General features: G+C 48.1%; 12 protein-coding genes. 3 read left to right on the top strand and 9 right to left on the bottom strand.

Features of this window, described 5'->3' with window-relative positions; all coding sequences use genetic code 11:
* The 6 genes from ACQ3G7_RS07815 to ACQ3G7_RS07790 all read right to left on the bottom strand — a co-directional run bounded on the left by ACQ3G7_RS07815 (position 1) and on the right by ACQ3G7_RS07790 (position 4,900).
* Positions 1-1,305 (bottom strand): nucleotide sugar dehydrogenase, encoded by a 1,305-nt coding sequence (locus ACQ3G7_RS07815; RefSeq protein ID WP_430889434.1) that lies wholly within the window; start codon positions 1,303-1,305, stop codon positions 1-3.
* Positions 1,306-1,312: 7 nt separating this feature from the next.
* Entirely contained in the window at positions 1,313-1,861 is a 549-nt protein-coding gene (locus ACQ3G7_RS07810) for an HAD family hydrolase (RefSeq protein WP_430889433.1), read from the bottom strand.
* Positions 1,862-1,901: 40 nt separating this feature from the next.
* Positions 1,902-2,183 carry a hypothetical protein gene (locus ACQ3G7_RS07805; RefSeq protein ID WP_430889432.1) on the bottom strand — a complete coding sequence of 94 codons (282 nt, stop codon included), beginning with the start codon at positions 2,181-2,183 and terminating at the stop codon, positions 1,902-1,904.
* Positions 2,173-2,994: a hypothetical protein gene (locus ACQ3G7_RS07800; RefSeq protein ID WP_430889431.1), complete on the bottom strand. Its 822-nt coding sequence runs from the start codon at positions 2,992-2,994 to the stop codon at positions 2,173-2,175. The genes ACQ3G7_RS07805 and ACQ3G7_RS07800 overlap by 11 nt, the downstream gene beginning before the upstream one ends.
* 60 nt (positions 2,995-3,054) lie before the next feature.
* Positions 3,055-3,273 carry a hypothetical protein gene (locus ACQ3G7_RS07795; RefSeq protein WP_430889430.1) on the bottom strand — a complete coding sequence of 73 codons (219 nt, stop codon included), beginning with the start codon at positions 3,271-3,273 and terminating at the stop codon, positions 3,055-3,057.
* Between the two features lie 994 nt (positions 3,274-4,267).
* Complete coding sequence (locus ACQ3G7_RS07790; RefSeq protein WP_430889429.1) at positions 4,268-4,900, bottom strand: ECs1377 family protein; 633 nt, start codon at positions 4,898-4,900, stop codon at positions 4,268-4,270.
* Positions 4,901-5,079: 179 nt separating this feature from the next.
* On the opposite strand from ACQ3G7_RS07790, the gene ACQ3G7_RS07785 reads away from it, so the two are divergent.
* Together ACQ3G7_RS07785 and ACQ3G7_RS07780 are read left to right on the top strand one after the other, a co-directional pair.
* Complete coding sequence (locus ACQ3G7_RS07785) at positions 5,080-5,691, top strand: DUF2238 domain-containing protein (protein ID WP_430889428.1); 612 nt, start codon at positions 5,080-5,082, stop codon at positions 5,689-5,691.
* A gap of 80 nt (positions 5,692-5,771) precedes the next feature.
* Positions 5,772-6,725: a nickel/cobalt transporter gene (locus ACQ3G7_RS07780; protein WP_430889427.1), complete on the top strand. Its 954-nt coding sequence runs from the start codon at positions 5,772-5,774 to the stop codon at positions 6,723-6,725.
* A gap of 42 nt (positions 6,726-6,767) precedes the next feature.
* Here ACQ3G7_RS07780 and proP read toward each other — a convergent pair whose 3' ends face one another.
* A complete protein-coding gene (proP, locus tag ACQ3G7_RS07775) occupies positions 6,768-8,270 on the bottom strand; it encodes a glycine betaine/L-proline transporter ProP (RefSeq protein WP_430889426.1) in 1,503 nt (500 codons plus the stop codon).
* A gap of 602 nt (positions 8,271-8,872) precedes the next feature.
* Between proP and kdgT the strand changes: the two genes are divergently transcribed.
* The gene (gene kdgT, locus ACQ3G7_RS07770) at positions 8,873-9,871 is read left to right on the top strand and encodes a 2-keto-3-deoxygluconate transporter (RefSeq protein WP_430889425.1); all 999 of its coding nucleotides are present in this window, start codon (positions 8,873-8,875) and stop codon (positions 9,869-9,871) included.
* A gap of 96 nt (positions 9,872-9,967) precedes the next feature.
* On the opposite strand, the gene ACQ3G7_RS07765 is transcribed toward kdgT, so the two are convergent.
* The gene (locus ACQ3G7_RS07765) at positions 9,968-10,840 is read right to left on the bottom strand and encodes a diguanylate cyclase regulator RdcB family protein (protein ID WP_263098374.1); all 873 of its coding nucleotides are present in this window, start codon (positions 10,838-10,840) and stop codon (positions 9,968-9,970) included.
* Complete coding sequence (crfC, locus tag ACQ3G7_RS07760; protein WP_263098375.1) at positions 10,837-13,191, bottom strand: clamp-binding protein CrfC; 2,355 nt, start codon at positions 13,189-13,191, stop codon at positions 10,837-10,839. Before crfC ends, ACQ3G7_RS07765 begins: the two co-directional genes overlap by 4 nt.
* Positions 13,192-13,614 lie beyond the last annotated feature (423 nt).

Below are 13,614 nucleotides of genomic sequence, written 5' to 3'. Positions count from 1 at the left end.
TCATCCTTTAATTACATTAATTTTACTATCTAATAATTCACTTCTCATATCTGCGCTAATAATATTTTTTACATCTATAATCAATGAATTATCTTTGACAATTTGTTTGTAATCTGCAAGTTTTAATCTCTTGTATCCATCATGAGCAACACAAATTATTAAAACATCACTCTTAGATAATTTTTCAAAAGTAACTAGCCCATTTTCTACTATAGTGTCAGTGGCAAATGTCTCAATTAACTTAACATCATTAAGTTGAACGATATAACCTTTTCTTGCCAGGTCTTCAGAAAGCAACAAAGATTTTGAATTGCGGAGATCCGTACAATTTTCTTTGTATGTGATACCAAGTATGGTTATTGTAGGGTTTGAAATCCTTTTACTTTTAAAAAACTCAAACACTATATTCAAAATCTTATTTTTTTTCTCTTCATTGACCTTTCTGGATATAGTGACAAGCGGTAATGTAAGTCCCATTTTGGATGCGTAATTAATAAGATAGTATGGATCAACGCTAATGCAATGACCGCCAACTAAGCCAGGTACAAAATTACAAAAATTCCATTTTGATGAAGCTAAACGTAAGACCTCATAAGTATCTATCTCATCTTTCTGAAAAAGTTCGTGCACCTCATTCATTAGTGCAATATTAACGTCTCGCTGTGTGTTTTCCAGGACTTTTGCAGCTTCTGCACTTTTAATACTTGAAGATAAATGCAAACCATTTATATAAATCTTATGATAAATTGAATGGATATTTTCCAAACCAAGTGAACTGGAGCAAGCGATAATTTTATCAGTATTAACTAAAGAATGAATTTCATCACCCGGACACAATCTTTCAGGACTAAAGCCAATAAAAAAATCAACATTTGCTTTAAGATTAGAATATTCTTCAAGTTTCGGCTGACAAATATTTTCTGTTGTGCCTGGGTATACAGTGGACTCATAAACAACTGTACTGCCATATTTTAAATAACGGGCGATGGTTGCTGTCGCAGCTAGCAGACACGACAAGTCTGGCAGGTTATCATTATCAACAGGCGTGGGCACACACACAATAAAAAAGTTTGCATTTTCCAAATCAAAAGCATCACTAGTCCATTTTATATTTATTTCATTCCTTCGCTTGTATGAAGCAGTTTCAGTTATATCTATATTACTTTTTAACTGTGCTACTCTTTTGGGTTCACAATCAAAAGCAATAATAGTGAAATATTTTGAAAACTCGCAAACAACAGGCAATCCTACATAGCCTAATCCTATGACAGCAATAGTAGGTTTTACAACACTGTCCATCGTCATCGTTGCCTCAATATGCTCGCTGAGAGCAGCCCATGATTAATTCTTGATACAAGCCAACATTTGCTCCGTTCCGGTCTAGTGAATTTATATTTCTCAAAACCCTCACTGGAATAGCACCACCCATTATTGCACTTTTCATATCAGAGTCTGAATCACCGTAAAAAATTCTGATGTTATTAGCCTCAATGTATTTGGCTTTTATTTCTTTAGTGTCACCCAGAAGAATAATAGTTACTTCATTTAACACGTTTTCATCAAAGACATTACGCAAAATTGCTCTTATTTCCTCTCGATATTTTTCGGGTCGATTGGAAATAATAAGAATATGTTTTCCAGATTTTAAGTCATGCAACATATAGTTGATCACTACGACATTAAGTGAACGGATGCCAGTGTGACTGGAAGTGGAATTTTGTATATAAATAGTGCCATCAAAGTCGTAAGCAACTTTATTATATGTAGTTCGGTTTACTTCTCGATTTATAAACCAGTTACTATTCACTCTCTCATTTATAAAAGGAAATGGGGAACAAGGGAAAATTTCATCTCCCGGCATAGATAAAACCGCATGCAATCCGAGGTAAAACAGAAAATTACTAAAATATAGCATTGTCTTTACTCACGCTGACAATATCATACTTTATTAGATTAATTACCACCTCACTTATATTTAACATATCCCCTGAGAACTGATTTTTGATTTCAGAATAAGAACGCGCCGACATTAAGAATTTTATTAATTTGATACATGCCTCACCTTTCAAAAGGAGACATTTAGAATCTAATGCCATTGAACCTATTTTTTGCGCAATGACTTCATTTTTGCTTTTAAGAACAAATCTTGTATCTAAGTTAATAGAGTAGTATTCATTTTCCATTGTATGCCTCTATCATATCAAACTTTTTAAGTTGAAGATCTAAAATCATTAGACTCATCTCTCTAAGTCGACTTCTTAACGCAGATTTCGCATTATTACCAATATTTAAATCAGCCAGTAAATTTTTATACCATGCGGTGATCTTTTCCTCTGGATAGAAAACATCCAAAGCGACCACCCTTGATTTAACCGATTCATTTATATAACCATTGGCAGATAAAAATATATCTACCACCTTAGCTGCACACTCTAGCGTTCGTGTATATGAGTAATAAAGTTGATTAGATAACAATGCCCCAACAGCATCCTGGTATATTCCAAAGAAATCATTAATCCTGTCGAAGGTTAAAACCAGCGCTAAAGAGTTATAAAACTCTCTGACTTGAAAGAAATTTTCATGAATATTTATACCGTTAGCAATCCGATCTAAAGCTTCATGCTCTTCACTTTTTAGACCAATTCTGAATGGATTTTTATTATCCGCAATTATTGTTGCTTTGTTTATTATATTTTCAATTGAAGCATTTACTCTTCCAATGGCTATAGTACGACAATCAGCCCGTACACCTTTTATATCAAGTTGCGTGAGCTGAGCCGGAAGTTGTCCCTCACTCTCGTCAACGATTACTAACACATCAATATCAGAATAGATATTATCTATCCCATAGATAATGGATCCGCCTATATAGGCAGCCTTACATTTAATAACATTTTGTACTTTCCAGAAAATTTCCGATAAAGTAAAATTCTTACTACTGAGATATCGGTGTAAATTTGTCGACTTAACGTCATTGCTCAGATACCCTTTCATCATACATCCTTTGTATTAATTAAAAGGGGGATTAATCATGCCCCCTTTATATTTAGTCCATTAAATATTTGAGCATGCCATACATGCTAAGGTAGTTTGCTCAATTTGCATTGTACGATTTGACGACGTCTTATCTTGTTCCGTTTCAGTTTGTGAAGGGGTTACTTGAGTTGCAGTTGTACTGGTTGTAGTGTCTACACTGGCCGACGCGCTAAAAGCACTCAGACCGCCAATCAATCCAGCTCCAATAATTCCAGATGCGACATTCACGCCATTCATATCTTTACTCCTTGTAACAGATTAAGAAAGCTTATTTTGCGCTACATTTTCAATGCAGCAAAATAACCATAGCATTAATATGACAATTAACACCTTCATTTACAAATCAAAATATTTAGAATCATTTCATGCAAAATTAATCATATATATCAACAAGATATATATAAGTTTTCATTAATTTACATTTTATGTGTTAATTTATTTATTTCAAAATGTAATAAAATATTAACAATAAATCTCTACTGTCAGAAGGATATATTCTCTGAAATAGACTCACAGATTAAATTCAAAATACTTAATCGGTGATCACCTTGTCTTCTGAAACCTCTCCAGACGGTGTTTTCATGCTTTTTCGTCCAGAGTTTTCACCGAATTATCCTAATAACTTCCTAAAATGATCTCGATTCGCCATCACAGCGATTAACAGGTATGATCAGGTAACAGTTGCGTACCATTCCTGCTTCTTTCTGCACTTACAGAAATTACCCCCGGAGGAATGCTGGGTAAAATAATGAAAGCGATGAGGTTAATCTCGCGATGGAATGGCTTGAAACATTACGCCGGATGGAAAGAACACCTGACATGCATCCTCTGCCAATAAAGTAACTATTCAATTACAGATCACTCCTTTCATCACCCTAATACCGGTGCGTATTCGCTTCGGTTGCATCCAAATTCTGAAAATACTCTGCATGTGCGATCAGGCTTCCTGATTCAGGGAGATAGCGTAAAACATCCCGGTAGGGCATCTAATGGTTGTATTATTCTGACGCGGTTTATTTGCCAGAAAACCGGGAGTAGCGGAGATAAGTCACTTGAGGTTGTAAAGCGAGGTTATATTTCGCATAGGCACATCAAAGCGTATCTGACCTATTGAGTCTGTTGCTGAAGACAGTACGGGAATTTTACTCATCAAGCCCAGCCAATCAGAGCCTGGAAATACGGGGATTAAAAATCCCCGTATTCTTGAGCCGCTTATTCGCCACAAACTCACTCACCCTTCTTCTCTCCGGTAAACCGGAACTTTGCGGGTTGTGCCGGTCAGATTATCGGACACCTCTGTTTCGGCTGTGGCGATTCGCACACCGGCTTTTCTGAGTCGCTGAATATCGGCGGCAATACGCTGGCTACCAAACCAGAACAACGCATCAAGTGCGGTGACCTGCAAACCCTGCTCCAGCGCCATCTTCAGGCGTTCTCGCGGGGCGCGCACCTCTTTGGCGATTTGCTGGTAAGGCGTCGCCGCCGTTCCGGTCGGATCAACCCGCCGGATGCGGGTCGACAGGCGGTACTGAAAAGCGTCGGGGATGTCGCTCAAATTGTTTTTCAGGCTATAGACGCAGCCAAAGCGCTTGCCATTGAAAATGACGTTTTTCTGGTTGAGTTGCAGTTCATCCCGCACGCTGGCGATCAGCTGCGGCGCGCGGATCAGCAATAACCGGAAAGGGAGCTCAAAGCTGGTCACGTAGTCCACATTCAGCAATGCAATGCGTAACCGTTCTTCCGCTACGGCGCGGACTTGCAAACACTCTTGCGCCACATCCGCCCACTGCTGTGTCAGGCGTGGTGTTTCAGCGGCTTCCGCAAAGCTATATTTTTCGATTTGATAATCAATGATCCCGCTCACCCTGCATGCCCTTCTGCTTGCTCATCCGTATCGGTTGTTCACTTTACCAACACTCGAATATAACCGGAAGATTGCTGTAAAAGAGAAAGTGGAGACCAGGGGAATGTCATTTTGCCCGCAGGATTGTTTTTTAACGCTATCGCGCTGATAGTTATCTTTTTCCCGAAACGGATATTCGTATGATTAAGAGCGTTAACCGCACCACGCTGAACGTGGCGGCACTCCTGCTGGCACTGATTCTGGTCTATACCGGTCTGATGGCGAAAGACCGCATCACCTGGCTGATGGAAGTGGTGCCCGTAATGATCGTCGTCCCCCTGCTGCTCGCCACCTGGCGGCGCTACCCGCTAACCACATTGCTGTATGGGCTGATCTTTTTCCATGCCATCATTCTGATGGTCGGCGGGATGTACACCTACGCCAAAGTGCCAATCGGTTTTGATGTGCAGCACCTGTTTGGCCTGAGCCGTAACCCGTATGACAAACTCGGCCACTTCTTCCAGGGGCTGGTGCCGGCACTGGCGGCGCGGGAGATTCTGCTACGCGGGCGCTATGTGCGCGGCGGAAAAATGCTCGACTTTATTGTCTGCTGCATTGCATTGGCGATCAGCGCCACCTATGAGCTGGTTGAGTGGTGGGCTGCACTGTCGATGGGTCAGGGAGCGGATGAGTTTCTCGGCACTCAGGGCGATCCCTGGGATACGCAATCCGATATGTTCTGCGCTCTGCTGGGTTCGCTGACCACGGTAGTGGTGCTGGGACGCTGGCATAAACGACTGCTTCCTTCCTGATGCAACCTGCGGCGAAGTCTGGAGCTGATATCCTTCGCCGCCTATACTTCAGGCATCACTCTTTCATTGTCCGTAAGCCTATGACCACGCAACCTCTTACCCGCGACTGGCGCTTGCCTGCGGCCTTTGCCGCGCTGGCTGTGGCGCTGTTTGCGCTCTTCACGATCCATGCCCACTGGGGCGCGTTTTTGCAATGGTGTCTGGCCACGCAAATCACCCTGCACCGTTATCTGGTGATGTACCTGCTGCAACTGAATAACCACCAGTACAGCGGCGGGTTGTGGCTGCTTACCGGCGCTTTCTTTTATGGCGTGCTGCACGCTATTGGACCTGGGCACGGCAAGTTTATCGTTACCACCTATCTGAGCACCAACAAAGAGAGCGAGATGGCCGCGCGCGTGGTGCCGGTGCTGGGCAGTCTGATGCAGGGCGTCAGCGCTATCCTGTTCGTCTTTATTCTGGCGGTGGGATTTAATCTCGCCGCTGGCGATCTGAGCGAAAGCCGTTGGTATGTGGAAAAGGTCAGCGCCGTGATGATTGGCGGATTTGGCGCTTATGTCGCCTGGCGTGCAATCAACGATCTGCGCCTGCGCACGCTGAACATTCACAGCCTGGCCCCGCTGCATCAGCATAGCGATCGGTGCGGTTGCGGTCATCACGGTGTCGGTGCGGCAACGCAGGGCGACTGGAAAACGCGTCTGGGTGTGATCCTCGCCATTGGCGCACGCCCGTGCAGCGGTGCGATCATGATTTTGCTGTTCTCAAACGCCCTCGGTATCGTGACATGGGGCATCGCCGCGGTAATGACCATGGCGGCAGGCACGGCGCTGTCCATCATGGGGTTATCGCTGGCGGTGCGCTATGCGCGCAACAGCACAGCGACCTTTTTTGGTGGCAACGCAGGTCAGTTAAGCAAGGTGGTTCCGCTATTGAAAATAGCGGGTGGCGTGGCGTTAATACTGTTTGCGGTGGTGTTGTTCTTAACCGTCATCCCGGTGAGTGCGAACGGGGACTATATTGCGGCAGGCTGCTGATAACGATGCGGATGGCGTTGCCGCCATCCGCTCATCATCGGGCTAGTCGTTAATTTTCGGATGCTGCTGCACCAGCCGTGCACGTTTCTCCTGCAACTGCGCAATTTCCTCATCAATATCGTCGATCTTCTGCTCGATATTATCGTGATGCTCCTGCAGGATTTCTTTCGCTTCCTGGATATCCGACGCCGCTGGCGTCGCACCTTTCAGCGGGCGGTTCGCCGTCTCTTTCATGGTCAGGCCGGTAATAAGACCAATCACCGCGATCACCATCAGGTAGTAAGCCGGCATCAGCAGATTGTCAGAGCTCTCCACCAGCCAGGCAGCCAGCGTAGGCGTCAGACCCGCAACCAGCACCGAAATATTAAAGGCGCTGGCCAGCGCGCTATAACGAATATGCGTGGGGAACATCGCAGGCAGCGTTGAGGCCATCACTCCGGTAAAGCAGTTCAGGATCACCGCCAGCATCAGCAAACCCGCGAAAATCAGGCCGATGATGTTGCTGTTAATCATAATGAAGGCCGGAATAGCCAGCGCAAACAGCGCGACGCTCCCCAGCAAAACGAACGGACGACGACCAAAACGGTCGCTCAACAGCCCCATCACTGGCTGAACAAACAGCATGCCGATCATAATGGCGATGATGATCAGCACGCCGTGATCTTCGGAGTAGTGCAGGTTGTGCGACAGGTAGCTTGGCATATACGTCAGCAACATGTAATAGGTGACGTTGGTGGAAATCACCAGACCAATACAGGTCAGCAGGCTGCGCCAGTGTTTGGTGGCAATCTCTTTGAAGGAGATTTTCGGCCCTTCCTGCAACCCCTGACGATCGCCCTGCTCCAGCTTATCGACGTGCTGCTGGAATGCCGGTGTTTCTTCCAGTGCATGACGCAAATACAAACCGATAATGCCCAGCGGCAGCGCTAAAAAGAACGGAATACGCCAGCCCCATTCAAGAAAGTTCTCTTCTCCCACAATGGTCGAGAGCAGCACCACAACACCCGCCCCCAGCACAAAACCGGCGATTGAGCCAAAGTCCAGCCAGCTGCCCATAAACCCACGTTTACGGTCCGGGGAGTACTCCGCAACGAAGATGGATGCCCCGGTATATTCCCCGCCCACCGAGAAGCCCTGTGCCATCTTACACAGCAACAGCAATATCGGTGCCCAGATGCCAATCGTGGCATAAGAGGGAATCAAGCCGATACAGAACGTACTGACCGACATAATCACAATGGTGATAGCGAGGATTTTCTGCCGCCCGTATTTATCGCCGAGCATGCCGAAAAACAGACCGCCGAGCGGTCGGATCAGAAACGGTACGGAGAAGGTCCCAAGCGCGGCAATCATTTGCACGCTGGGGTTGGCATCCGGGAAGAAGACCTTCCCCAGGGCGTAGGCCACAAAGCCGTAAACACCGAAATCAAACCACTCCATGGCGTTACCCAGTGAGGCGGCGGTAATCGCTTTACGCAGTTTGCCATCATCAATGATGGTCACATCACCCAGGGTGATCGGTTTAATTTTTTTCCTTTTTAACATGCATCGGTTCCTCTTTAGACTTTCGCCCGAACCGCCCGACGTTCCTTTTATTGCCGGGCGTTTTTACAGCATTTTCAGCTTTGTTATTCAAGCGTAGCAGGTTTACTTACACTGGCATGGCAGCCTGTACAACCGAACCTGTTGACGCCTGTTGGGCAGTTAATGACCTTTTTACCCTAGCAGGGTTTTAAAATGTGATCAAATTCACACATTCTCCTGCGTGATAATCAACCCCACTTTTACCGCTCCTCATTCCCTCCGTGATTATTACTCTGCTGCCTTTATTTCCGCCTGATTTTTCACAACGCATTTACAGCGATTTAATTCGATAAAACATCAGAAAATCTTTACACAAAATATGTGACGAAGATAACTAAAACACTGTTTTATTCTTATTGAATCAATATTCCAAAGATCGGATGATACGCGCAGAAACAGCGGCGTTAGGGTCAATTCTGCGCATAACCAGGGCGCATAGCCCGAATGAAGGCAGGAAATGACCGCGAGCGAACCGATAACATAATCATTTAACTTTTTGAAAGTATTGAATATTAACTTTACCTTTCCTCGCTCATGCTGATGACGGGAAATGAGGGCTCATTATGAAAATCAAGGCCACAATTGAACGTATCCCTGGGGGGATGATGCTGGTCCCGCTGCTATTAGGGGCTATTCTGAATACACTTGCGCCGGATACCGGTGCGTATTTCGGTTCCTTCACCAAAGGGATGATTACCGGCACAGTACCGATTCTGGCGGTATGGTTCTTCTGTATTGGTGCATCCATTGATTTACGCGCCACCGGTACGGTATTACGTAAATCCGGTACGCTGGTGATGACCAAAATCGCCGTCGCGTGGGTTGTTGCCATGATCGCCGCGTCCTTTATTCCGGACACCGGGATCCAGACCGGTTTCTTCGCCGGTCTCTCGGTGCTGGCTATCGTCTCCGCCATGGATATGACCAACGGCGGCTTGTACGCCAGCCTGATGAACCAGTACGGCAGCAAAGAAGAGTCCGGGGCATTTGTGCTGATGTCGCTGGAATCCGGTCCGCTGATGACCATGGTGATCCTCGGCTCCGCGGGTCTGGCCTCCTTTGAACCACACCACTTTGTCGGTGCCGTATTGCCGTTCCTGATCGGTTTTGCGCTCGGTAACCTCGATCACGATCTGCGGGCATTCTTCAGCAAGGCGACGCCGGTGCTGATCCCGTTCTTCGGCTTTGCGCTGGGTAACACCATCAATCTGAGCGTGATTCTGGATACCGGTCTGCTGGGTATCTTCCTCGGCGTGGCGGTCATTATCATCACCGGTATCCCGCTGATCATTGCCGACCGCGTGATCGGCGGTGGCAACGGTACCGCCGGTGTGGCAGCCTCTTCCGCTGCTGGCGCAGCGGTGGCTAACCCGGTGATCATCGCGCAGATTAACCCGGCATTTCAGCCTGTCGCCGCTTCCGCAACGGCACTGGTTGCCGCCAGTGTGATTGTGACGGCGATTCTGGTGCCGATCATCACGGCGCTGTATGCAAAGCGTTTCGGCACTCTTCCACAAGCCGCGGACAAAACGGAAACCGCCGTCGAGTCCACCGGGCATTAAGCGCCCACAAAAAAAGCCCGTCAGGGGCTTTTTTTGTTCGCTATGTCCTGCAATTAACGACCCGTCCGGCCAGACAATTGCAGGGCACACCAACGGTTAAGCAAAAATCTCATCCACCATCGCCGTCGCGATCCGCGAGGCGGAACAGAGTCGCGGCATACCTAACGCCACCGTTTGCCAGCTCTGCGTCACCGACCAGCAAACCGGATGACGTTCTGCATCGCACCAGTCGCCGAGCCAGCCTAACAGATCTTTATAATCCATCAACCCGGGCGTCGATGGCGTCGCCAGCCATTGATGATAAAAATGGCGGGTGGTCGGTGCAGCATTAATGCCCTGCGCCAGAAAATCCGCCGCCATCACGCGCAGATTGTCTTTCAGCATATTCGCCACATCTTCATTCGCCAGCCGGCAGGCATCACCAAACGCCCCCCAGCGCAACTCTTCCAGCGCCACATAACAGCGCCCGGCCATTGACCAGCCGCTGTAGCTCCCGGCGCGCCAGTGGGTAAACACCTGCTCACTATGGTTTCCCGCCTGCACCGCTAACCCACGCTGCGTCAGCGCTTTCTCTTTCCACGCGGCACGCTGGCTAAAATGCTCAACCAGTTCATCGTACTGTTGTTGTAAACCGGGTGTCGCACTGGCAGGACGACTGGTTTGCTGCATAGCCGTCAGTCGCTGGGTAATGCGGGTTAATGCCAGATGACCAGGATCGAGCATGCTGGCCAGTTTTTCAGCCAGCCCAAGGCGGAGCGTATCATTGTCGTTTAACACGCCGGGCATGGCCCACGGGCGCAGTTGCGTTTGCGCCATGATCTCTTGCGTCAGTCTTTCACGGAACAACTGCTGTTGGGGCACGATGGTTGACTGACGAGACGCATCAACGCCTTGCACCAAATCCACGATAAATTTCGGATGGATACTTTCCAGTACGCGTCCGGGCCCTTCCAGGAGTCGATTTTTCATGGTTGATCTGCCGCGAATAGGGTTTGTATGTCATCGCGTAACAGACGAGCGTCCTCGTGGATCCAATTTGCCGTCCGGATACAGTGTTGCAAATGCTGCCGCAACGCCAATACTGACGATTCGTTTTGCTGCCGTATCGCCAGGCTGTCACGCAAACTTTCCTGTAGTCCCGCGAGACTTAACGAGAACTCGGCGAAAAATGTTGCCATCCCTGCCGTAACAGAAACATCGACCTGTGCGGCTAAAGCTTTACGGATTTGTTCACAAAAATGCGCGATATGGTTGATCAATTTCTGATGTAACGAGCCGACATCGATGACATAGCGGGTACGCGTGACCACATAATCATCCCATCCCCAACTGGGGTTATTCAGCCAGCGCGATACCGTTTCCCGCACGCTGCTCGCCCGCGCCGCTTGCCCGGCGGGAACATCTTCCGGCGCAATCACGTTGGTAAACAGCGAGCGAGTATTAAAGTTCAACGTGCTGGGCTGGAAGGCCGGAAAACTGATACGTGCACGGAAGCCCGCGTGGTTAAGCTCTTCTTTAATACGGGTCTCAATGGGACGCATCGTATCGTTCAGAGAGCGGGTCAGCGTATGCTCCAGTTCATCAAAACGCAGAGCCAGCCCGCGGCTGATGCGCTCCTGTGCCGCCAGCAAAATCGTCTCGCAACCTGAGCGGATTTTACTGATCACAATCTGCGCCTGGCCTTCATCTTCCAGAATAAGCTGGTCCGGGGTTAATCCCGCGTTCAGACGCAGATCCGCCTTGCTGTCGCGGGCTATGCGCACCAGTTTTCCCTCGTGGAACCAGGCATCAATCGCCTCGACGATTTCAAACTGCTGACCATGAATAAAGGTCTCCGCCGCAGCCAGCGCCTCTTCCACTTCGTGCGCAATTTCGTCGCTAACGCTCTCCTGGCTGGTACGCAACAGCGCCATATCCTCTTCCAGACGCGTAATATTGTGCTCCAGTTCCTCATACGCCACCGTTAATCCCTGGTAGCGAAAATCGAGATACTCGCGGGCGCTCTGGGTGTAATTCAATAACTTATGCGAAGCTGAACGCAGCGCGAACAGCGAGGCGTTGGCATGGGCCGCGTGCAACAACTTGCGAATTGGCTGCTCGAACAGCGAGTCTTCCCATAGCAGGTTGGCGGCATGATGAATATGTTCGATATCGTCTAAATCGTCTGTGCGCCAGCGACGCCCCAAAGCCGCTTCGGCAAAGTCCTGTACCCAGCGCTGATCCTGCGGGTGCGGCAAGCGGCCCTGGTTTTTAAGCTCATGGCGCGCGCGGTTAGCCAGATATCCCCACATGGAAGAGACCGGGAAAATCTGCGTCGGATTAATTTGCCCCTTCATCAGCGTGCCGGAAATCAGCGCCCGAACCTGCTCTTCATCGTCGCTATTGCGATCTTTCTGGTCGAATTTATTCACCAGGGCATACAACGGCACCGAGCGGCCAACCGCGGAAATCGCGCGGCGCACTTCTTCATCAGAAATCGATTTAAGCTGTGTATAGTCCATCACCGCCAGCACGGCGGAGGCGCGGGCTAACTGCTCGCTCAACATTTTTTGCAGGTGGGGCTGCCCGGCTTCGTTTGGCCCCGGGGTGTCCAGCAGCGTCAGTTGACCGAGTTGGTTATCGAGCCCGGCCAGATGCACGAACTCGACTTCAATCACCGGAATATGTTCGATGGAGGCATAGGCGGAAAAAGGGAAATCCACGTCCAGCGCTTTCGAGAGCCGCACTAAGTCGTTGAGGCTTTTCAAACAGTGGAATATCGGCTGCGCGCCAAGGTAGTGTTTATCAAACGCATTCCCCTGGGCAATACGATCCAGCAGACCGGCCATGTCTTTATCGATTTCCAGCTTTTGCGCCAGCTTTTCGCGATCGTAGTTAAATAGACGGGTCTGCAACTGCTGCGACAGTGCATCAATCGGCCCTACGTGAGAAAAATGCAGCACCGGCTCTTTCTGACCAGGCGTGTGTCGAATCAGCGTCGGCAATGCCGTCATAGGACGGTTGCGATTGGGCAACACCTCAGTACCCACAATCGCATTGATGGTGGTCGACTTGCCGGCTTTCATGGTGCCAACGATCGCCAGCACCATTTCCAGACGGGTGATTTTCCGTAATTCATTGTGCAGCGTGGCCTGTTGTGCCTCAACGCCGCGCGAACTGAAATGTAAAGGCAGTACGTTGGCATTTTCTGCTGCACCGGGAAGGCTCGTCTCATCAAACGTCGCCGCCGGCATTTTTTTCAACGCCTGGAGATTATGCAAAGAGAGTTGTAACAGCCTCTCTGCCTCCTGGCTTAATTCAAAAATTGTCTGTGTGTGCATGTTAAAAGTCTTTCCTTAACGCAAATTTCTTACTTTTATTTAGCCGCGCAGTTATTTGTTAAGTTTCGGCTTTTATAATTACGTGTGGAAAATATCTTCAAAAAGATAAATACCTGATGGGAATCAGGAAATGATATTTTTATCTCAAAAAATGACAGCAACACCCCTCCGGTCATAAAAAACCAGAGAATTTCAGCGTAGCGCATTTTTGGAAACAGCCAGGATATATCGTCATGTATTTACCCACCCAAATTGAGAGGTAATTATCCCCCAGTGGCGCTGGAGGCAGCAGGTATGACAGTTTGTAGCTAATTACATCAGGTACTACCTGTCACCATATCTGAATTAGTAAATGCTGGCAATTTCCACCCGTAAATATTCCGAATATTAAGCATGAGATAATCCTGATAACGTTTCTGCGAT

It is taken from the genome of Kosakonia sp. N21, from assembly GCF_050587465.1.
In the GTDB taxonomy this organism is placed as follows: Bacteria; Pseudomonadota; Gammaproteobacteria; order Enterobacterales; family Enterobacteriaceae.
Note: the sequence above shows the minus strand (reverse complement) of the source record. Positions and strands in the feature narration are given on the sequence as shown.

Bases quoted from the DNA above. Each gene is read 5' to 3' on its own strand.
- ACQ3G7_RS07815 (WP_430889434.1), bottom strand. From the start codon at position 1,305: ATGACGATGGACAGTGTTGTAAAACCTACTATTGCTGTCATAGGATTA.
- ACQ3G7_RS07780 (WP_430889427.1), top strand. From the start codon at position 5,772: ATGACCACGCAACCTCTTACCCGCGACTGGCGCTTGCCTGCGGCCTTT.
- ACQ3G7_RS07800 (WP_430889431.1), bottom strand. From the start codon at position 2,994: ATGAAAGGGTATCTGAGCAATGACGTTAAGTCGACAAATTTACACCGA.
- ACQ3G7_RS07810 (WP_430889433.1), bottom strand. From the start codon at position 1,861: ATGCCGGGAGATGAAATTTTCCCTTGTTCCCCATTTCCTTTTATAAAT.
- crfC (WP_263098375.1), bottom strand. From the start codon at position 13,191: ATGCACACACAGACAATTTTTGAATTAAGCCAGGAGGCAGAGAGGCTG.
- ACQ3G7_RS07765 (WP_263098374.1), bottom strand. From the start codon at position 10,840: ATGAAAAATCGACTCCTGGAAGGGCCCGGACGCGTACTGGAAAGTATC.
- proP (WP_430889426.1), bottom strand. From the start codon at position 8,270: ATGTTAAAAAGGAAAAAAATTAAACCGATCACCCTGGGTGATGTGACC.
- kdgT (WP_430889425.1), top strand. From the start codon at position 8,873: ATGAAAATCAAGGCCACAATTGAACGTATCCCTGGGGGGATGATGCTG.
- ACQ3G7_RS07785 (WP_430889428.1), top strand. From the start codon at position 5,080: ATGATTAAGAGCGTTAACCGCACCACGCTGAACGTGGCGGCACTCCTG.
- ACQ3G7_RS07805 (WP_430889432.1), bottom strand. From the start codon at position 2,183: ATGGAAAATGAATACTACTCTATTAACTTAGATACAAGATTTGTTCTT.
- ACQ3G7_RS07795 (WP_430889430.1), bottom strand. From the start codon at position 3,273: ATGAATGGCGTGAATGTCGCATCTGGAATTATTGGAGCTGGATTGATT.